The 20,854-nt window shown below is 37.8% G+C and carries 13 protein-coding genes; 12 read left to right on the top strand and 1 reads right to left on the bottom strand.

Annotation, left to right across the window (positions count from 1 at the left end; translation table 11 throughout):
- Positions 1-96 precede the first annotated feature (96 nt).
- The 11 genes from C5L23_RS00075 (at position 97) to rlmH (ending at position 13,298) form a co-directional block, all read left to right on the top strand.
- Positions 97-2,538, top strand: a complete 2,442-nt coding sequence (locus C5L23_RS00075) for a phosphoketolase family protein (RefSeq protein WP_010006793.1) — start codon at positions 97-99, stop codon at positions 2,536-2,538.
- 174 nt (positions 2,539-2,712) lie between these two features.
- Positions 2,713-3,576, top strand: coding sequence for a histidinol-phosphatase HisJ (gene hisJ / locus C5L23_RS00070; protein ID WP_133264110.1), 864 nt, complete (start codon positions 2,713-2,715; stop codon positions 3,574-3,576).
- Positions 3,577-3,654: 78 nt separating this feature from the next.
- Entirely contained in the window at positions 3,655-4,479 is an 825-nt protein-coding gene (locus C5L23_RS00065; RefSeq protein WP_010006791.1) for a Cof-type HAD-IIB family hydrolase, read from the top strand.
- Positions 4,476-4,973 carry a thiol peroxidase gene (gene tpx, locus C5L23_RS00060; RefSeq protein WP_010006788.1) on the top strand — a complete coding sequence of 166 codons (498 nt, stop codon included), beginning with the start codon at positions 4,476-4,478 and terminating at the stop codon, positions 4,971-4,973. The genes C5L23_RS00065 and tpx overlap by 4 nt, the downstream gene beginning before the upstream one ends.
- 116 nt (positions 4,974-5,089) lie before the next feature.
- Entirely contained in the window at positions 5,090-6,070 is a 981-nt protein-coding gene (locus tag C5L23_RS00055; RefSeq protein ID WP_010006786.1) for a ribose-phosphate diphosphokinase, read from the top strand.
- Between the two features lie 137 nt (positions 6,071-6,207).
- The gene (gene yycF, locus C5L23_RS00050; RefSeq protein WP_010006785.1) at positions 6,208-6,915 is read left to right on the top strand and encodes a response regulator YycF; all 708 of its coding nucleotides are present in this window, start codon (positions 6,208-6,210) and stop codon (positions 6,913-6,915) included.
- A gap of 88 nt (positions 6,916-7,003) precedes the next feature.
- A complete protein-coding gene (walK, locus tag C5L23_RS00045) occupies positions 7,004-8,869 on the top strand; it encodes a cell wall metabolism sensor histidine kinase WalK (protein ID WP_010006784.1) in 1,866 nt (621 codons plus the stop codon).
- A complete protein-coding gene (gene yycH, locus C5L23_RS00040) occupies positions 8,862-10,160 on the top strand; it encodes a two-component system activity regulator YycH (protein WP_010006783.1) in 1,299 nt (432 codons plus the stop codon). The genes walK and yycH overlap by 8 nt, the downstream gene beginning before the upstream one ends.
- A gap of 20 nt (positions 10,161-10,180) precedes the next feature.
- Positions 10,181-10,942: a two-component system regulatory protein YycI gene (gene yycI / locus C5L23_RS00035; RefSeq protein WP_133264109.1), complete on the top strand. Its 762-nt coding sequence runs from the start codon at positions 10,181-10,183 to the stop codon at positions 10,940-10,942.
- Between the two features lie 69 nt (positions 10,943-11,011).
- Entirely contained in the window at positions 11,012-12,169 is a 1,158-nt protein-coding gene (locus C5L23_RS00030; RefSeq protein ID WP_010006780.1) for a S1C family serine protease, read from the top strand.
- A 649-nt stretch (positions 12,170-12,818) separates the two neighbouring features.
- Positions 12,819-13,298, top strand: coding sequence for a 23S rRNA (pseudouridine(1915)-N(3))-methyltransferase RlmH (gene rlmH, locus C5L23_RS00025; protein WP_010006779.1), 480 nt, complete (start codon positions 12,819-12,821; stop codon positions 13,296-13,298).
- Between the two features lie 45 nt (positions 13,299-13,343).
- Here the strand turns inward: rlmH and C5L23_RS00020 are convergent, their stop codons facing one another.
- The gene (locus C5L23_RS00020; RefSeq protein WP_029508572.1) at positions 13,344-14,699 is read right to left on the bottom strand and encodes an amino acid permease; all 1,356 of its coding nucleotides are present in this window, start codon (positions 14,697-14,699) and stop codon (positions 13,344-13,346) included.
- Between the two features lie 450 nt (positions 14,700-15,149).
- Here C5L23_RS00020 and C5L23_RS00015 point away from each other — a divergent pair.
- The coding region (locus C5L23_RS00015; protein ID WP_133264108.1) for a glycoside hydrolase family 70 protein at positions 15,150-20,854 on the top strand (5,705 nt) is incomplete at its 3' end.

Raw genomic sequence — 20,854 nt, 5'->3', positions numbered from 1 at the left:
ACTTATCTAAAATGCGTTATAATTAATAGTGTAAATAGCGGAGCAATCGATTCGTGGTTTACGATTCTCGCAAAGATTAAAGGAGTAACTAATCTCATGGTAGATTACGATTCAAAAGAGTACTTGGAACTCGTTGATAAGTGGTGGCGTGCAACAAACTATTTGTCAGCTGGGATGATCTTCTTGAAGAGCAACCCATTGTTCTCAGTTACTAACACACCTATTAAGGCTGAAGATGTTAAAGTTAAGCCTATTGGTCACTGGGGTACAATCTCAGGTCAAACATTCTTGTATGCACATGCAAACCGTTTGATCAACAAGTATGATGTTAACATGTTCTACATCGGTGGCCCTGGTCACGGTGGTCAAGTCATGGTTACAAACGCATACTTGGATGGTGAATATACTGATGATTATCCTGAAATTACTCAGGACGTTGAAGGTATGAGCCGTTTGTTCAAGCGTTTCTCATTCCCAGGCGGAATTGGTTCACACATGACTGCTCAAACACCAGGTTCATTGCACGAAGGTGGTGAATTGGGTTATTCATTGAGCCACGCTTTCGGTGCAGTATTTGATAATCCTGATCAAATTGCCTTTGCAGTTGTTGGTGATGGTGAATCTGAAACAGGTCCATCAATGGCCTCATGGCATTCAAACAAGTTCTTGAACCCTAAGAACGATGGTGCCGTATTGCCTATCTTGGATTTGAACGGATTTAAGATTTCAAACCCAACAATCTTCTCACGCATGAGTGATGAAGAAATTACAAAGTTCTTTGAAGGTTTGGGTTACTCACCTCGCTTCATCGAAAACGATGATATCCATGATTACGCAGCTTACCACGAACTTGCTGCTAAGGTTTTGGATCAAGCTATTGAAGATATTCAAGCTATCCAAAAGGATGCACGTGAAAATGGTAAGTACCAAGACGGTACAATTGCTGCATGGCCTGTAATTATCGCACGTTTGCCAAAGGGTTGGGGTGGACCTACTCACGACGCTGATGGTAATCCTATCGAAAATTCATTCCGTGCGCACCAAGTGCCATTGCCTTTGGAACAAGGTGATCTTTCTACATTGCCAAAGTTTGAAGAATGGATGAATTCATACAAGCCAGAAGAATTATTCAATGCTGATGGTTCTTTGAAGGATGAGTTGAAGGCGATTGCACCTAAGGGTGACAAGCGTATGTCAGCTAACCCTATCACAAATGGTGGCTTGGACCGTTCAGACTTGAAGTTGCCTAACTGGAAGGACTTTGCTAACGATATCAACGATGATACACGTGGTAAGGAATTTGCAGATAACAAGCAAAACATGGACATGGCAACATTGTCTAACTACTTGGGTGCCGTTTCAGAATTGAACCCAACACGTTTCCGTTTCTTCGGTCCTGATGAAACAATGTCAAACCGTTTGTGGGGCTTGTTCAAGGTAACACCTCGTCAATGGATGGAAGAAGTTAAGGAACCTAATGACCAACTTGTTTCACCAGAAGGTCGTATTATTGATTCACAGTTGTCAGAGCACCAAGCTGAAGGTTGGCTTGAAGGTTATACTTTGACAGGTCGTGTTGGAATCTTCGCTTCATACGAATCATTCTTGCGCGTTGTGGATTCAATGATTACTCAGCACTTCAAGTGGTTGCGTCATGCATCAGAACAATCATGGCGTCATGATTACCCATCATTGAACTTGATTGCAACTTCAACTGCTTTCCAACAAGATCACAACGGTTATACTCACCAAGATCCAGGTCTATTGACACACTTGGCTGAAAAGAAGAGTAACTTCGTTCGTGAATATTTGCCTGCTGATGGAAACTCATTGTTAGCCGTTCAAGAACGTGCTTTCTCAGAACGTCACAAGGTTAACTTGTTAGTTGCTTCTAAGCAACCACGTCAACAATGGTTTACAGTTGAAGAAGCTGAAGAATTGGCTAACGAAGGTTTGAAGATCATTGATTGGGCTTCTACTGCACCTGAAGGCGATGTAGATATTACATTTGCATCGGCTGGTACAGAACCAACTATCGAAACTTTGGCTGGTTTGTGGTTAGTTAACCAAGCATTCCCAGATGTTAAGTTCCGTTATGTGAACATTGTTGAATTACTTCGTTTGCAAAAGAAGTCAACACCTAAGATGAACGACGAACGTGAATTGACAGATGCTGAATTTGACAAGTTCTTCCAACCTGACACACCAGTTATCTTTGGTTTCCACGGTTTCGAAGACTTAGTCGAAAGTTTCTTCTTCGAGCGTAAGTTCCGCGGCGATGTTTACCCACACGGTTACCGTGAAGATGGTGACATCACAACAACTTACGACATGCGTGTATACTCAGAACTAGATCGTTTCCACCAAGCTAAGCAAGCCGTTGAGGTATTGTCAGCAAATGGTGTTGTTGATCAAGCTAAGGCTGATTTGTTCATCGAACAAATGGATAAGACTTTGGCAAAGCACTTTGATGTTACTCGTAACGAAGGTCGCGATATTGAAGAATTCACTAAGTGGGAATGGAGTCCTTTGAAGTAATCTTATTACTTTGAAGCATTCGAACACTTAAATGATTTCGGATAACTTATAAAAGTTAGTTTTTGGTTAAAACCAAGAGCTAACTTTTTATTTTGAAAAAATGTGATATTTTAGTTTGCTTTTATACGTGCAAACGATAGAATAAAACTATTAATATCATAAGAGGTAATGATTATGCTAAAAAAAGATGGCCATACCCATACAAAATGGTCGCATCATGGCTCGAATCAATCACTAGAAGAATATATAGAACGTGCAATTGCTTTAGGATTTGATGAGTATACAGTGAGTGAACATGCGCCGTTGCCTCTTGATTTTTTAAAAAATTCGATTGGTCCTATAGATGATAGTGCGATGCATTGGGAAGAGCTTAATGACTATCAGGCTGAAGTGACCCGCTTGAAGAAAAAATATGCAGCAAAAATCAATATCAAGCAAGGCTTTGAAATTGATTATATTGCTGATTATGAACCACAAATTCGAGCATTTTTACGTGATAATAGTGATTGGATTGATGAAATTGTGCTGTCCGTTCATTTTATGAAAAATCGTGCTGGTCAATTATATGGTATTGATTATTCACCAGAGTTATTAGCCGAAGGTTTTAAGCTAGAGTTAGCAAATCCACAAGAACTTTTCCAACGTTATTATGCAACGTTAGCCCAAAGTGTAGAATTTATTACAGGGTTACCCCAAAATATTAATATTAGAATTGGCCATATGACACTGATTAGAAAGTATCAAAAGTATTTTGATTTACCGGATTTTGATCATAAAATTTATAGCACTATTCGTGATATTTTGGAAATGTTGCATAATCGCCATTATCAACTTGATTTTAATGCGGCTGGTATCAGCAAACCATACAATGGGGAGCCATACCCTAGCTTGGATATCGCAAAAGCTGCACATGAGATGGGCATTACGCTGGTTTATGGATCTGATGCACATCAAGTTCAAGACGTTGGTCAGCATTTTGATATCATCCAACAAGCCATGCAATCTTTTGACAAGATAGTTCATGATGAACAGGCTTGATTGATAAATAGTATTGTGAAATCACGTGAGTAACGTATAATGGAAGTAATTTATTAACTAAAAATAAGGATACTAATTATGGCCGCAGTAAAAGTTATTTCAATTGATATTGATGGCACATTGCTTAATGATGACCGTCAAATTACGACTGATGTTAAACAAGCCATTCAAACAGCGCTAGCACAAGGTATTAAAATTGTGATTACAACTGGAAGACCCTTACCTGGTGTTCGAGATATTTTAGATGAACTTGGCATTTATGGTTCGGACCAGTATGTGATTACTTATAATGGCGGTATGGTTCAAACAGCAGATGGGCGAAAAACATTATTTAGCCTGCCGTTAGATGTCAAAGAATTTCATAAAATTAATCAATTTATGCGTGAACAATCAACATATGTTCAAGTTGAAACACGAGATGCTGCGTATACAACACATCATACAATTCATCGCTGGGCAAGTTTTGAAAATAGTTTAGTTAATTTACCACTATATGTACTTGACCAAGATGCACAGCTAAATGAAATCGACTTCATTAAGGCTATTGCCAATGCTGAGAGTGATGAATTGGATGCCGTTCAAGCAGCCATTCCAGCAGAAATCGCAAATCATGTTAATGTTATTCGTTCAACTGCCAATAATTTGGAATTTATTGATGCCAAAGCCTCTAAGGGTAATGCTTTAGCAGCGTTAGTCGAGGTGTTAGGCATTGATATTTCCGAAACAATGGCCATCGGCGATCAGGAAAATGATTATTCTATGATTGAACGAGCTGGTATTGGTGTTGCAATGGGCAACGCAATTGATAAAATTAAGGCAGTGGCTAATTGTCAAACAGATACGAATAATCGCTCAGGTGTCGCGCGAGTAATTGAACAGTATGCATTGGAGGTGCAACTATGAACGTTACAGTAGAAGGTAAAATCGTTGAATTAGAAGGAACACCAGTAGCAGTTGGCGAAACACTACCACATTTTAAGTTAGAAGATGACAGTGGTAATAAAGTTAAAACCGCTGATTTAATTGGTCAATTAACGTTGATTTCTGTTGTACCAGATTTAAATACGGGGACTTGTACATTACAAACACGTCACTTTAATAAAACCGTTGACCAGTACCCAAATATTCAATTTTTGACGATATCAACCAATACACCAGCCGAACAAAAAGATTGGTGTGCGGCTGAAGGTATTAACAACTTGAAGATGCTATCTGACGAACAAGAGTCATTTGGCTATGCCATGAATCTGTATGTACCTGCACTAGGCTTTGATACGCGTGCTCTTTATATTGTTGATGCATCAGGCACTGTACAATATGCACAAATCGTACCAGAGGTTGCAGATGAACCGGATTATGACGATGCACTAAAAGTGTTGAATCAACTAATGTCTTAAAATTAACCACGATCATGATTGAGATTCGATTAAGCTATAGGCTTAGTCGGATTTTTTTGCTAAAATAGAAGTAGTGTGATTTAGAATATATCGTAAAAAATTATTTGGAGCCAGACATGACAGAACCTAAATTGAAACTGTTTTCATTGAGTTCAAACGAACCACTTGCGCAAAAAATTGCGAACGTTGTTGGTGTTCCGCTAAGTAAAATTTCAGTTAAGCGATTTAGCGATGGTGAAGTACAAATTAACATTGAAGAGAGTATTCGAGGAGACAATGTCTTCGTGATACAATCAACCTCAGCGCCGGTTAATGATAATTTGATGGAATTGTTAATTATGATTGATGCACTTCGTCGTGCGAGTGCCAATCAAATTAATGTTGTCTTGCCTTATTATGGGTATGCGCGTCAAGATCGTAAAGCACGATCACGCGAACCCATTACGGCAAAACTTGTTGCAAACATGTTAGAACGTGCGGGTGCAACACGTGTTTTGGCTTTGGATTTACATGCTGCTCAAATTCAAGGATTCTTTGATATCCCAATGGATCATCTTCAGGGTGCTCCATTATTAGCAGATTATTTAATTGAATCAGGTATTGCGGACAAAGAAAACGCCGTGGTTGTATCACCTGATCATGGTGGCATGACGCGTGCCCGTAATTTGAATAACTTACTCGAATTAGAAGCACCAGTGGCTGTGATCGATAAGCGTCGCCCTAAGCCAAATGTGGCTGAAATTGGTAGTATTGTTGGTGATGTTGATGGTAAAATCGCCATCATGGTTGATGATATGATTGACACTGCCGGTACAATTACACAAGGTGCCGAACTCGTCATGAAGCATGGCGCCAAGGAAGTTTATGTTGTGGCTTCACACGCTGTTTTGTCTGGACCAGCCGTTGAGCGTCTACAAAACTCACCATTTACTAAGGTCATTTTAACGGATTCAATCCAATTACCAAAGGATAAATATTTCGATAAGTTGGAGATTGTAACAGTTGCTGAGTTAATTGGTGAAGCAATTCGTCGTGTCAGCAATAATGAGGCGATTAGTTCATTATTCGTGACGCGTTTTCACAGACTTGATAACTAAGCTAATATCCTGTTTTAAAGCAGCCAAGGGCTGCTTTTTAGTATACAAAGATGATCAATTATGACATAGTCTTTAAAAATGATATACTAAATTAGTAATACTATAATGCATAAGCGTTTTTAAAAAGGAGTACGGCCATGAGTAAAATTTTGGTTGTCGATGATGAAAAACCGATTTCAGATATAATTAAATTTAACCTTACTAAGGAAGGCTATGATGTCATTACTGCTGCAGACGGTAAAGAGGCATTGAGCTTATATAGCGATGAATCACCTGATTTGGTATTATTGGATCAAATGTTACCAGAAGTTGATGGTATTGAGGTCCTCAGACAAATTAGATCAAATGATGATACCCCAGTTATTATGGTGACCGCTAAGGATAGTGAGATTGATAAGGTACTTGGTTTAGAGATGGGTGCTGATGATTATGTCACAAAACCTTTTTCAAATCGGGAATTAGTTGCACGTGTTAAAGCAAACTTACGTCGCCAAAAGGTAACCGTGCAAAATACAGATGCAGTGGTAGATAGCACTGAGGATATTGAGTTAGGGGACTTAACGATTCATCCGCAAGCTTATATGGTTTCAAAAAACGGTGTGGACATTGAATTGACGCATCGAGAATTTGAATTATTGTACTATTTAGCACAACATATTGGCCAAGTCATGACACGTGAACATTTATTACAACAAGTATGGGGTTATGACTATTTCGGTGATGTCCGTACAGTTGATGTGACCGTGCGTCGTTTGCGTGAGAAAATTGAAGATAATCCTAGCCATCCAAATTGGTTAGCTACTCGTCGAGGTGTTGGTTATTATCTACGACCAACTGAAGAGTAAGTTGTCTTTAATAAACGATGTGTGATAATATATGACAAACGTTTAACAAATAACGATTCTTTTAAAAATCAGTAGGAGACATGCAATAGTGAAAAATGTAACTAAATTTTTTCAATCTATTCGTTTTCGCATTGCGCTTGTATTTGTGCTACTGATGATTGTGGCGCTCGAACTTTTGGGTGCCTTTTTTGTACGCCAAATGGAACGGCAGAATTTACAAACATTCCAGCAACAGATCAAGTTACAAAAATACGTGACGGATCAGTTGAATGGGGCATTGCAAAAATCGAATACCAATGATGCGAATCATAGAATTCAAGATATTCTATCTGGATTAAATAATACTGACATTGAAGAAATTCAAGTCATTGATAATACAGGCGTTATTAGAGGTACAATATCTGTCTCAGGTCAACAAACAATTGGCCAAAAAACAACAGATATTAATGCACAAAAAGCGTTATCTGATGACCAGTCCTATCTAAAGTCACAAATGGTCAATGAAAGTGGTGTGCGTAAGCAAATCTTAACCATGCCTTTAACTGTCAATTCTGGCCGAACGAACGATGCTATTGGTGTTGTGGTGATCAAAGCTAGTTTGGCAAAAGTCTATCGTAATATTAACAATGTGATGCGTCTTTTTGTGATTGCCGGTGCTTTAGCGCTATTTGTTAGTATTACCTTAGCGCTATTTTTGGCACGAACTTTAACACGTCCCATTGAAAAAATTAATGAGCAAACAACACGTATTGCTCAAGGTGACTATTCAATGGTGAACCATATTTATGGCGTTGATGAGTTGAGTCAGTTGGCCATATCTGTGAATGAGTTATCAACAAGAGTGGAAGAATCCACGGAAGCCGTTAACTCGGAACGTAATCGGCTTGATTCTGTTTTGACACATATGGCAGATGGTGTTTTGGCAGCAAATCGTCGTGGAGAAATCACAATTATTAACCAAGCTGCAGCTAATTTTGTGGGTAAAACTCCGGAGGAAGCATTGGGTTCCAATGTTATTGATCTATTACATTTACAAGGTAAGCGTAAATTACGAGACATGCTGGAGAATTTAGACGATTTTCTCATTGATTTATCGGATGATAGTCATGACTTGTTGGTGCAAGCTTATGTTTCATTGATTAAACGACAATCTGGTTTTATTTCTGGTCTAGTGGTTGTTTTGCATGATATTACTGAGCAACAACGTATCGACTCGGAAAGAAGAATGTTTGTCTCTAACGTATCACATGAACTACGGACACCATTAACATCAGTGCGTTCATATGTCGATGCTTTAGCTGATGGCGCGATTGACGACCCTGAAATGTCACATAACTTTTTGGGTGTGGTTCAAGATGAAACACAGCGCATGATCCGGATGATTAACGACTTACTAGAGCTTTCTCGTTTGGATCAAGGCACTATGGAAGTGAAGTTAGAGATTGTTAACCTGAATAGTTTATTCAATTTTGTATTGGATCGCTTTGATATGATTTTGGAAAATGATGCCAAAAAAGATAACGGCAATAAACAGTATAAAATTCAACGTGAATTTACAAAACAAGATGTTTGGGTGGAAGTTGATCCAGATAAATTTACCCAAGTTTTAGACAACATTATGAATAATGCGGTTAAATACTCTCCTGATGGTGGCACGATTACAGCAAGACTGATCAAAACCAAGACGCGTGCTATTTTAAGTATTAGCGATGAGGGATTAGGTATTCCACGTAAGGATTTGGACAATATCTTTAATCGTTTCTTCCGAGTTGATAAATCACGGTCACGTGCGCAAGGTGGTACGGGACTAGGATTGGCTATTTCCAAGGAAGTTGTGGAAAAGTTTAAAGGTCGTATTTGGGTAGATTCTGTGGAAAACAGGGGCTCAACTTTCTATATTTCGCTTGCCTATGTTGAGGATGACTTAATCGAGGGGGAAGATTGGGATGCATAATCAAAATGCAAGACTACAAGCTTGGGTTTTAGGTGTCACTTTATCGGTACTTTTACTTGGCAGTTTTGCATTAACGGGTATGATTTTTATGAATTCTGAAAAGAAGGAAAATACTACGCCCGATGCGCCAATTACCCAAACATTAGATATTTTTAGACCAACGCAATATATTTATAGTGATGAACATGCCAAACAGTATCTCATTCAACATCCGCAAACACGGCAATTACGCAGTATTTATCATTTACTGAATAAACTTGAATTTTCGGATGTGGGAACCAAAAAAGCGAGTAATCAAGAAATGTTGACACTGTTAAAGCAGTCCAACACACAAATTTTCCGTTATTCTGATGTGATACCAATGCAATACTTTAATTCTTACTATAATCAAGATATTTCAGCTAAGAAAAATTTTAGTTTTGATTATTTTGTTTTGTCATTAGGCAGTTCTGGTTCTGGATACTTTATTAATACACGAACTCACAGTATTACGACTGTCAAAGTGAGTCATGTGAATGCCGTCCAAACACGAGAGCAGTTGGTTAAATCAACAGAAAAAACGCGGGTAACTTTTGGCAATATTAATCAAAAAATTAGCGTCTTTTATCAAGATAAAATTCATTTGCCGACTTATTCTTATTTGATTAATCGACGTGATCCATCTATTTATGTTTCCGCGCTTCTGGGTACTTTAAACCAAATTGACATTACAACAAAGAATCAGCAACGCACATACGTGAACAAAATCACTGGTCAAAGCTTGGTCTACGATGGCAATGCCAACACTGTACGTTATCGGGATTCAGACAAAACGCGTAATACTGTGACTAAATATAATGAACGTATGGCGATTGCTTTCGCACAGTTGAATTTACTAAAAATTAATTTTTCTGATACACGATTCTACGAGAATTTTGATGATGGGAAAAAGTTGACTTTCCGTACGATTGTAGAAGGCATTCCTGTTTATTATCAGTCCCCGAGTGGTGCAATTACGATTTCCTTCGATAATAAGGGACGTGTCACAAGTACGTATTCATTAAATGAACTCGGTATTCCGGTACCTAATGATGGTGCGGATGTCACATTGGCAGATACTGCAACAGTGCTTAAAGAGCTTGAAGATGCTAAAATTAGCGCCAATGATTATCAGTCTATTACGCCTGGTTATCAGTGGGTATCCAATAATAATTCGAATGCTGCGGTTGACATGAAGCCGACTTGGATGATCGAAACCCATAATCAATGGATGAGTCTAGAACAATTTTTAAAAGAACATGCTAAGTCATAGCCCACAAGTCAGGAGGAACAATGCAATTTAAACGAATTCAAGTTTTGATGATTATATTGTTTATTGCGGTTGATTTGTTCCTGTTTAACTGGTGGCGTAGCGGGCGACAAAGTGATACGCAAGTGACCAACGCATCAAGCAACGTGATCCAAGAAATGCGTCGTCAGAAAATTGACTTACCACAATTTAGTAACAAAAGAGAATATGCGAACTACATTGCAGCTAAGCCAGATTACCAATTTGATGAAACGTATCAATTGTTGCCGACCTATTCTAGTAAAATTAGACAAAATACATTGGAAGTGCAATTTAGTCAGCGCCACAATATACAATTACCTACACAGAAAGTGGCAAAAAAAATTGCCAATGCACAAGGCTATCAACATAATGCCTTATTGACACAATTGGCTGATGACCAATCTTATTACTCACAAACTATGGCTGGCTTACCAGTGTTAAGTGTTGGCGGACAGCTGATTTTCTCGTATAATAGGAAACAAGAACTGACTCGTTTTACACAAACTAAAGTCACGCATATTAAACGGCTACGTGATGAACGTGTGACGATTACCGAAAAAGATGCTTTAATCGATTTGTATCAGTTTAATGAACTCAATAGTGGGGATGTTGTTGGCCGTGGTCTTTTGGGCTATGATACGCAATTAACAGTTAATGGTTATGACATTTATTTGCCGGTTTGGATATTTGTTGTGACACATTCTAATGGTAAGCAGCAGTTAGTTAAAATCAATGCTTTTACTGGTGAAAATCTAACAAGCTAGGTTAATTTAAAGTTATTTTAATCCCATATGTTATCCTGTATGTAATTATTGTGAGAAATGAGGGTTGATATGAAAAAGGAAGCGTTAACAAAAATTATTGGAACGGGCATCATAGCTGGTGTCATTGGCGGTGTGTTAACTTTAGGTGGCCAGTACGGCTATAATCAATTGCAAGCCAATCAAAGTAATCAAGCAACGGTAACGTCATCTAAAGAAACAAAGAAGATTTCAACAAGTAAAAATAACGCCACCACAGCATACAATAAAATTGCCAATGCTGTTGTATCTGTTTTGAATTATCAACGTTCGGGCACAAGTAGTACAGGACAGCTATCTACCGCATCAGAAGGTTCTGGCGTCATTTATAAGCAGGCGAATGGTCAAGCTTATATTGCAACGAATAACCATGTTATTGATGGTGCTAGTAAGATTCAGGTCCTATTACATAACGGTAAAAAGCTAGACGCAACCCTCGTTGGTCATGATGCAATGACTGATTTAGCCGTTTTAAAAATTGATGCAGCGAATATTAGTACAGTAGCGAGTTTTGCTGATTCGGATAAATTAAATGTGGGACAGACCGTTCTTGCAATTGGTTCACCGTTAGGTTCGGAGTATGCATCATCAGTGACACAAGGGATTGTGTCCGCAACGAAACGATTAGTTGAAGAGCAGTCTGAGAATGGTCAGAGTTATGGCGGTTCTACTGTTATTCAAACTGATGCAGCGATTAATCCTGGAAATTCGGGCGGTCCATTAATCAACTTGGCCGGTCAGGTTGTCGGGATTAATTCGATGAAATTATCATCGTCATCTTCTGGAACAAATGTTGAGGGGATGGGATTTGCTATTCCGTCTAATCAAGTCGTTGACATTATTAATAAGTTAGTTAAGGATGGTAGTGTTATTCGACCTGCCATCGGTATTGGCCTTGTTAATCTATCTGAAGTACCTGCTGATGTACAGAAGAATACATTGAAGATACCTGATACTGTAACGGGTGGCGTAGTGATTATGAGTGTAACAGCGAATGGTCCTGCGCAAAAAGCTGGATTACAGAAATACGACGTTATTACCGGTATTGATGGTCAGTCAATTAGTGGTCAAGGTGAGTTACGTGAAGAACTTTATAAGCATAAGTTAGGTGATACGATTAAGGTGACTTATTATCATGGTTCGGACAAGAAGACTGTTAATGTTAAGTTAACGCAAAAATTAGCAAGTTAAAATAAAAGGGCTGTGAACTCAGCCTTTTTTTATTTTGCTTAAGAAACATCAAAATTGTGGATAAATACAATAAAATGTTGAAAAGTTATAATAACTTTTAATATTTTTTGGAAAACTTTTGATAAAATGTTGAAAAGTACCTTTATTTATTAAGAAATATTAAAATCGAACAAATTTACGGCTAAAATCAGGGGATGTTAAGCAAAGAGGTATTTTATTTTGTTAATAAAATTATTTGTTCGTAAAAAACCAAATAGTAAGTGATTTTAAATCTAATATTTGGAAAAATGATGTCAAAAACTGAACGAAAAATAGAAACAATTCAGTGATTATAAACCCGAACATGTGTGCTTATCCACAGATGTTCATAAGTATGTGGATAACTGTGGATAAATCATAATAGATTCAACATATTTTGATAAAATCAATAAATAAAACAGTTGAAAAAGTTTTCCACATTTTTTGATAAATAACGGATTATCTGTTGATAACATATAAGACGAACAGATTAAATGCTGATATAATAAGGATTGTTCGTTATCTAAAATTAATTTGTTCGTGTGGATAACTTGTTAAAAACAAGATGCACTACATCGAAACGAGTAGTTAGCGAGAACTGATAAATATTTAAAATATATGAGGGTTTAAAATGAATATTAAGTTAATTACTGTGGGTAAGTTAAAAGAAAAGTATTTGAAAGATGGTATCGCTGAATACGCAAAGCGTCTATCACGTTTTGCACATGTTGAAATCATTGAATTAGCCGATGAAAAAACACCAGAAAAAGCTAGTGCTGCACAAAACCAACAAATTATGCTAAAAGAAGGTGATCGTATTCAAAGTAAAATTGGTGATCGTGACTATGTCATTGCATTAGCAATTGAAGGAAAGCAAGTGCCGTCGGAACAGTTTGCGGACAAGATGGCCAACATTACGTTAGATGGCTTTTCGACAATTACGTTTATCATTGGTGGTTCATTAGGTTTAACGCCAGAAATTAAACAACGCGCTAATTTTAAGATGAGTTTTGGTTTATTAACTTTGCCACATCAATTAATGCGGTTAGTTTTAATTGAACAGATTTATCGCGCCTTTATGATCCAACAAGGTAGTCCGTATCATAAATAAAAAACACGATCCAACGTAAGTTGGGTCGTGTTTTTATGTCATTATTTAGTTACGTTTATTCCAATTAAGTAGTGAATAGCCACCAACTAACATCATGAAGAAAATGATTGTCGCAATGACTGAGATACGGGTTTCTGGGTTGAAGGCGAGGATCACAAGTACACTAGCGAAGAAAGCAATGGTTAGGTAATTGCTGTATGGTGCAAACGGCATTTTAAACGCATGCTCTTTACGGTTAGGTGTTCGACGGTATTTCAAGTGAGCCACAAGTAATAGAATCCAGACGAAGATAAAGCTCATAGTTGCCACACCGGTAATCAAAGTGAAAATCTGTGAGGGATAGAAATAATTTAATAGGACGATAGCTAGAAAGATAGCTGAAGAGACGATTAAACCATTCACCGGTACTTGATGACGTGAAATTTTCCCGAAGAAAGCTGGCGCTTGCTTGTTTTTGGCAAGGACGTACAAGGTACGACTTGTTGAGAAAATAGCCGAGTTGGCAGCTGACAAAGCAGACGTCAAGACAACAAAGTTAACAATTGTAGCAGCAAAGCTAATACCCATACCAGAGAAAACCTGAACGAACGGAGATTGTGCAGCGTTAATATTATTCCAAGGATAAATTGACATGATAACAATCATTGATCCAACATAGAACAAACCGATTCGCATTGGCACTGAGTTAATAGCTTTAGGCAAGTCTTTTTCAGGATTTTCAGTTTCTCCGGCAGTTAACCCAACCATTTCGATACCAGTAAACGCAAAAATGACCATTGGAAAGGCAAATAGGAAACCGTGCCATCCTGTTGCAAAGAAGCCACCGTGGTTCACTAAATTAGTTAAAGAAGCGGTGTTATCACCAGTGTGAAAGCCAGTTGTGATCATACCGGCACCAACAATAATTAAGGCCAAAATGGCAATGATTTTAATTGATGCAAAACCGGATTCTAATTCACCAAACCAGCGCACATTCATTAGATTCATAGCAACCAGTAAAAGGATGACAATGAGTGGTGTAACCCATTGTGGTAACCAAGGGAACCAGTAACGCAAGTAAATTCCTGTGGCAGTTAAATCAGCCATGGCCAAACTTGCCCATGATAACCAGTAAGCCCAACCGATGGCGAATTCCCATTTTTCACCGAGATAGACACGGATAAAATCAATGAATGAACGCATTTTAGTGTTAGAAAGTAATAATTCACCAACTGCACGCATCATCAGATAGGCAAAACCACCGGTAATCATATACGCTAAAATTAATGATGGACCTGCTGATTTAATAGCTGATCCAGATCCAAGGAACAATCCTGTTCCAATAGCACCACCAATGGCAATCATTTGAATGTGGCGCGACTTCAAACTTCGCGATAGTTCGCGAGAATTCTCGTTGTTCATATTAAACCCCTTTTGCATGGGCATATAAAAATCCCCATGCCAAATGTAATTTGACATAGGGACGTCAATTAACGCGGTTCCACCCTATTTCTTGACTCAAGGGTCAAGCAACTTCATATCATGACTTAATTACAATTCTCCAAGAGTTGCCATAACAAGTTAAAAAGTACTTATTTTCACCAATAACATAAGCTCTCTACAACATTTTTAATTTGCTTTTCTCTCTTCATCAAAGTGAACTTAAGATTAGCAATAACTATACTAGGTTAGATCATGGACGTCAAGACATTTTGATAAATTACATTATGTTGTCACAATATTTAAATTCGCATAACATTTACCATTTTTTTGTGTACAACGTTGAATATTTAATGTTTAATTAAAATACGGGTTTTACATGGCCCAAAAGTTTGAAAATTTATTTTTTCATATCCATAATGGGAGAGATTAATGAGACAGCAAGAGTCAATCACACGGAAGAAGTTATACAAAGCCGGTAAAAGTTGGGTTGTAGCCGCAACAATGTTCGCCGCAATGGGGACGGCAAGTGTTACAACAGTTGCGCACGCTGACGTACAACAAGATACCGCAGTCGTTGCCACGAATTCTAAGGTGGGAGACGATACCACGAAGTCTGCAGCAGATACAAATACTGTAGACACTAAAGCCGTGGTTGAAACAGCCAAGACGACAACAGCAACTGATAAGGCCACAGATACAAACGCCACTACTGATAAAAAGGTAGAAGATGCTGTTAAGCCAGCAAGTACAGATGTTGCAGACAAGACAGCAACTGATAAGGCCACAGATACAAACGCTACTACTGATAAAAAGGTAGAAGAAGCAGTTAAGCCAGCAAGTACAGATGTTGCAGACAAGACAGCAACTGATAAGGCCGCAGATACAAACGCTACTACTGATAAAAAGGTAGAAGAAGCAGTTAAGCCAGCAAGTACAGACGTTGCAGGCAAGACAGCAACTGATAAGGCCGCAGATACAAAGACATCAACTGATACGTCTAAAAATACTACTAAAAAAGTAGCAGATAAAAAGGCTGTAACAGCTGAAAAGCAAGAAGTTGTTACTGGTGGACATTATGAGGCTAAGGGTGACGGTTTTGTTTATATCTCAAAAGATGGTAAACAATTAACTGGCTTACAAAATATTGATGGTAATGTACAGTATTTCGGTACCGATGGTTTACAAGTCAAGGGACAGTTTGTTGAAGCCAATGGCAAGACCATTTATCTCGATCCTAACAGTGGTAATGCAGTAGCTAATACTCAAAAAGTTAATGGACAACTACAAGGTTATGATGCACAAGGTAATCAAGTAAAAAAGTCCTTTAGTAATGATGCATCCGGTAATACTTACTACTTTGATGATAGTGGTAAAATGCTAACTGGTTTACAATCAATTAATGGTAAAAGCTATTATTTGGATGAGCAAGGGCATCTTAAAAAGAATTATGCCGGTATTTTCAATAAGCAATTTATGTATTTTGATGCTGAGACGGGTGTTGGTAAAACAACAATTGAGTATCAGTTTGAACAAGGATTAACATCACAAAATAACGAAAACACACCACATAACGCTGCAAAGTCTTATGATGCTAAGAGTTTTGAAAATGTTGATGGCTTCTTAACAGCAGATACTTGGTATCGGCCTACAGATATTTTGAAAGATGGCCAAACATGGACCGCATCATCTGATTCTGATTTGCGTCCATTATTGATGACTTGGTGGCCGGATAAAGAGACACAGGTTTCTTACCTTAACTATATGCAAAATGTTGGTCTAAACGACCAACCTAAAGTTTATACTGTCGACGATTCACAAAACACATTGAACGAAGCAGCTATAGGTGTTCAAGCTAATATTGAACGAAAGATTACGCTAACGAATAATACGGCATGGTTGCGATCAGAGATGGAGAAATTTGTTAATAGTCGTCCTGCTTGGAATATTGACAGTGAAAATCCAGATACGAGTACAACGTCGTTAACAAAAGGATTCGTTAAATATTTGAATAATGATGCGACACCAGATCAAAACTCTAAGTACCGTTTATTCCATCGTGTGTTAGCTAATTTGGATGGTAGCAACCCTAGCGCCGGAGGTTTTGAATTACTGCTTGCAAATGATGTAGATAATTCAAACCCTGTTGTGCAAGCTGAACAGCTAAACTGGCTATATTACTTGATGAATTTCGGATCGATTACTGCTAATGATAAGGATGCTAATTTTGATAGTATTCGTATTGATGCTGTTGGAAATGTGGATGCCGATCTACTTAAGATAGCTGGTGATTACTTTAAGCAAGCATATCAGATTGACCAAAGTGATAAGAACGCTAATCAACATATTTCAATTCTGGAAAATTGGGATTTTGATTCAGTAGATAAAAACGCTCAATTGGGTAATAATCAACTAACGATGGATGCTAATCAGCAATTTTCATTAGTGGATAGTTTGACTAATTCTGCAAATAATCGAAAGTCCATGTTAGATTATTTGAATCATGGGTCATTAGTTAGTCGTAAGAATACTGCAGATAATGGCACTATAACACCTAACTATAGTTTTATTCGAGCACATGATAGTAAGGTTCAAGAAAATCTTGCTAGCATTATTTCAATGATGTATCCTGGGACAAATGGTTTCATGGCAACTCAGGAACAAGTTGACGCCGCTTTTAAGAAATATAATGAAGACGAGTTTGGGTCCAACAAAGTTTACACACTTTCCAACTTGCCAAGTGCCTATTCATTGCTATTAACAAATAAAGATACTATTCCTCGTGTGTATTATGGTGATCTATATACTGATAACGGTAAGTATATGGCTGAAAAAACACCATACTTTGAAGCTATTGATGCTTTGATGAAAGCCAGAATTAAGTATGTAGCAGGTGGACAGTCACAACATTCTGGTGATGAGTTTGTGAATGGACATGATGACATTTTGACAAGCGTTCGATATGGTAAAGGTATCGATGATGCTAATACAGTCGTTGACAAAAATGCCGAAGGTGTTCACGAAGGTATCGGCGTTGTTATCAGTAATAACCCTAATTTGAACTTAGCCAATAATGAAAAAGTTATTTTGAATATGGGTAAGTCTCATGCCAATCAAGATTATAGAGCGTTACTTTTGACGACAAAAGACGGACTAAAAGTATATAATACTGACACTGGTGCACCGGTATTACGTACAAATAGTGATGGTCAGCTAATACTTGGTAATGACTTGATTTATGGTGTTGAAAATGTTCAAGTTTCTGGTTATCTCGGCGCATGGGTTCCTGTTGGTGCTGCCTCAGATCAAGATGCTCGTACGCAAAGTACGGATACTGTTACTAATGATGGTTCTAGTTTCCACTCAAATGATAGTTTGGACTCGCAACTGATTTATGAAGGCTTTTCTAATTTCCAAGAGAAACCAACAGATAGTACACCTGCAGATGAATATACTAATGCAATTATTGCAAAACCAGAAAGTTTGGAATTATTTAAGAGCTGGGGAGTTACGAGTTTCCAGTTAGCACCGCAATATCGTTCTAGTCAAGATGGTACTTTTATTGATTCAACGATTGATAATGGTTATGCATTTACTGATCGATATGATTTAGGTTTTGATACACCAACTAAATATGGTAATGTTCAACAATTGCGTGATGCCATTAAAGCGTTGCATTCTATTAATACAATCAATAATACCGGCATTCAAGTTATGGCTGATTGGGTTCCTGATCAACTGTATAATTTCCCTGATTATGAAGTTGTTGCGGTTAATAAAAGTACAGTTAATGGGGATGCGGTTAATGATTCTGAACTGAACGATGTCTTGTATGCTGCTAAGACTAAGGGTGGTGGCAAATATCAAGCACAATATGGTGGAGAATATCTATCACTTCTTCAAAGTTTGTATCCAACACTGTTTAGTGAAATCCAAGCAACAACTGGGGAACCAATTGATCCATCTGTCAAAATAAAGGAATGGTCAGCTAAGTATCTTAATGGTAGTAGCCTACAAGGTCGCGGTGCACATTATGTTTTGAAAGATTGGGCTTCAAATCAATACTTTAACATTGCTAAAACAGATGAAGTTTTCTTACCATTACAATTAATGAATAAGGAATCTAATACAGGCTTTACGAGTGATGCGACAGGTGTTAAGTATTATTCTACTAGCGGTTATCAAGCTAAAGATACATTTATTGAAGATGGTAACGGTAATTGGTATTATTTTGATGACAAGGGATACATGGCACGTTCTCAAGATGGAAAGAGCCCATTGACAGTTATCAGTACTAATACTGATACAAAGAATGGTACTTACTACTTCATGCCAAACGGTGTTGAGTTGAGAGATGGATTTGGTCAAGATGATAGTGGGAATACTTATTACTTTGATAAATTAGGTAAAATGGTAACAAACCAGTATATCTTTGATAAGGCAAATAACACTTATCATGTCAACTCGGATGGTACGATGTCACGTGGCTTGGTTTGGATTGATAATAATTTACAATACTTTGCTGCTAACGGTGTTCAGTTAAAGGGTGTATATGCCAAAGACACTGATAATAAGTTATATTATTTCGATGCGAATACCGGAAATAATGATTCTGATTTTGCTAATAAAAGTTGGCAAAGTAATTGGACAACAAATGACTATATTGCCATTGAGCGTGATGCTGTTAATACAATAGGTGTTCGTACGGATTACACAGCATATATTTCAAGTGCTATACGTCAAGATGGTATTTATAAAGATGCGCCTTTGGGTACTAGTGTGAAGGACCAGAATAACCAAACTGTGTCGGCATCATTAGTAGGCAATACGTCAGAGTATAACCACCAGAAAGTACAAGTCAGCCGCCAGTACACAGATAGTCAGGGTGTTGTTTGGAATTTGATCAACTTTGAGAATAAGACTTGGTGGGTTGATAGTAATGCACTCGTAACGGTTAACTTTACATCACAAAAGCCAACTAAGCATTTTGTTCAATTCGGTATGCGTCAAGGTAAGTATGATGGCTTCTATCTTAGTGCACCATATAAGCAAACTGAGTCAAAGTGGGTTGCTTCTACACGAACACACCAAGGACAGTTATTGGAAGTTGTTGGTCAATATACAACAGGGTCAGGTAGTCGTAAGGTAACTTGGTACTTGGTTGGCCTTGATGGTAAGCAAGTTTGGGTAGACAGTCGAGCTGTCGGTACTAATTTCAGTCATAAGACAAATATTAATTTGTTGATTAATAGTGCCACACGCAATGATGGTATGTACTTGAATGCACCGTATGGTCAGAAGGGTTATAAGCGAGAAACATCAAGTCGCTTCTATAATGAAAAGCTCGTAACAGTTAGTCAACAATATTACGATAATAAGGGTGTTATTTGGAACCTTATTACTTTGAATGGTAAACAGCTTTGGGTAGATAGTCGTGCATTTGCGTCAACTATTGAGAAAAGCATTAATCAAAAAATGTTTATTGATAGTAGTCAACGTAACGATGGTATGTATTTGAATGCACCATATCGTGCACAAGGTGCCAAGCGTTCAGCTTCGACTAAGACATATAACGGTCAGTTGGTTCAAGTTACAAAGCAGCGTAAAGATAGTCATGGCGTAACCTGGTATTTGGCGACTGTGAACAATCAAACACTTTGGGTAGATAGCCGAGCATTTGCAACAGTTATTGATAAGAAAGTTAACCAAAACTTGTATATCAATAGTCGTAATGATGGTATGTACTTGAATGCACCATATCGTGCACAAGGTGCTAAACGATATGCTTCAACGAAGACATATACAGGGCAACGTGTGCAAGTGACATTACAACGTAAAGATACTCACGGTGTAACTTGGTATCTCACTAAGGTAGATAGTAAGCAGTTGTGGGTAGACAGCCATGCATTTGCACCAACCTTCACGCGTAATGTGTCGCTCAATGTTAAAGTGAACAGTTCAAAACGTAATGATGGGATTTACTTAAACGCACCATATGGCAATAAAAAAGCCAAGCGTATTGCATCAACAAAGGCATACAATGGTAAGCGTGTAAAAGCTAGTAAAGAATATAAAGATGCTAAGGGAGTAACTTGGTATTTGGTAAACCTTAATAATAAACAAGTGTGGATTGACAA

The sequence above is a fragment of the Leuconostoc fallax genome, from assembly GCF_004354645.1.
In the GTDB taxonomy this organism is placed as follows: domain Bacteria; phylum Bacillota; class Bacilli; order Lactobacillales; family Lactobacillaceae; genus Leuconostoc_B; species Leuconostoc_B fallax.
Note: the sequence above shows the minus strand (reverse complement) of the source record. Positions and strands in the feature narration are given on the sequence as shown.

Excerpts from the sequence above, each read along its gene's own strand:
- C5L23_RS00075 (WP_010006793.1), top strand. The coding sequence starts at position 97 with ATGGTAGATTACGATTCAAAAGAGTACTTGGAACTCGTTGATAAGTGG.
- hisJ (WP_133264110.1), top strand. The coding sequence starts at position 2,713 with ATGCTAAAAAAAGATGGCCATACCCATACAAAATGGTCGCATCATGGC.
- C5L23_RS00065 (WP_010006791.1), top strand. The coding sequence starts at position 3,655 with ATGGCCGCAGTAAAAGTTATTTCAATTGATATTGATGGCACATTGCTT.
- tpx (WP_010006788.1), top strand. The coding sequence starts at position 4,476 with ATGAACGTTACAGTAGAAGGTAAAATCGTTGAATTAGAAGGAACACCA.
- C5L23_RS00055 (WP_010006786.1), top strand. The coding sequence starts at position 5,090 with ATGACAGAACCTAAATTGAAACTGTTTTCATTGAGTTCAAACGAACCA.
- yycF (WP_010006785.1), top strand. The coding sequence starts at position 6,208 with ATGAGTAAAATTTTGGTTGTCGATGATGAAAAACCGATTTCAGATATA.
- yycH (WP_010006783.1), top strand. The coding sequence starts at position 8,862 with ATGCATAATCAAAATGCAAGACTACAAGCTTGGGTTTTAGGTGTCACT.
- yycI (WP_133264109.1), top strand. The coding sequence starts at position 10,181 with ATGCAATTTAAACGAATTCAAGTTTTGATGATTATATTGTTTATTGCG.
- C5L23_RS00030 (WP_010006780.1), top strand. The coding sequence starts at position 11,012 with ATGAAAAAGGAAGCGTTAACAAAAATTATTGGAACGGGCATCATAGCT.
- rlmH (WP_010006779.1), top strand. The coding sequence starts at position 12,819 with ATGAATATTAAGTTAATTACTGTGGGTAAGTTAAAAGAAAAGTATTTG.
- C5L23_RS00020 (WP_029508572.1), bottom strand. The coding sequence starts at position 14,699 with ATGAACAACGAGAATTCTCGCGAACTATCGCGAAGTTTGAAGTCGCGC.